This window comes from Pseudolactococcus raffinolactis NBRC 100932, assembly GCF_001591765.1.
Lineage (GTDB): Bacteria > Bacillota > Bacilli > Lactobacillales > Streptococcaceae > Pseudolactococcus > Pseudolactococcus raffinolactis.
This window is the reverse complement of sequence record NZ_BCVN01000095.1, coordinates 1-908: the sequence shown is the minus strand read 5'-3', so window position 1 is coordinate 908 and position 908 is coordinate 1. Positions and strand designations below refer to the sequence as shown.

The 908-nt window shown below is 30.7% G+C and carries 1 protein-coding gene; it reads left to right on the top strand.

The window, feature by feature from the left end:
- Window positions 1–908: FIVAR domain-containing protein (locus LRA01S_RS10570; protein ID WP_061775562.1), on the top strand; the 908-nt coding region annotated here is incomplete at both ends.

Sequence of the window (908 nt, the reverse complement as noted above, 5' to 3'; positions counted from 1 at the left end):
TTTTTATGAGAATGATAGTGATAATGTTTTTGCAGATAATCACAACTATTATGATGTGTTGAATGTTTCGTGTGAATTATACGCAGACGAAAAAGATATTGAGCTTGAAACAAAGTTGCAAAAATTATTGTATGATAATGAAATAGAATATAACAGTACAGAAACTTTCATTGATTCAGAAAATATGTACTTGAAAGCTTATGATATAGTTATTACTTTTGACAGTCTTGCAGATGTTAAAGAGAAAGAAGTAGACAAATCAAATCTTAAAAGTTTGATCGATTATGTCGAAACTTTGAAATCAGATGCTTATGAGGTTGATGGATTTAGTAAACTTGAAACTGTTTTGGCTTATGCAAAAGCGGTGTTGATTGATATGGAAACAGTACAAGATGAAGTTGATGAAATTGAAATAGAGCTATTAAACGCTTTGAATGGTTTGATCGTGCTTAAAATAGACAAAACACAGTTAAAAGCACAGATTGATTATGTTAAAACTCTATCGGCAGTTGAATACACAACTGAATCATGGGGTGTGTTAAAAATTGCTTTAGCGAATGCAGAAGCTGTTTATGGTAATGACAACGCAACACAATCAAATGTAAATGATGTATTGAATAAGCTGTTTGAATCTTATCAGAATTTACAAAAACCCACAGGTGGATTTGAAAAAGGTGTAAATTTATATGCCCCTTTATCATGGCAGGCACAGGGGCTGTATGGAGGATTAGATTATAGCACAGGCGAAGTTAACGACCATACTTTTTATATTCATTCTGATTTTATAAAAATCCCAGATAAATCTCCTTCTGTATCAATGCAAACAAAAGGCAGTGATTCTATTTATATTTTTATCTATGATGAAAATAAAATGTTTATGAAAAATGAATATGTATATGGAGATGTTA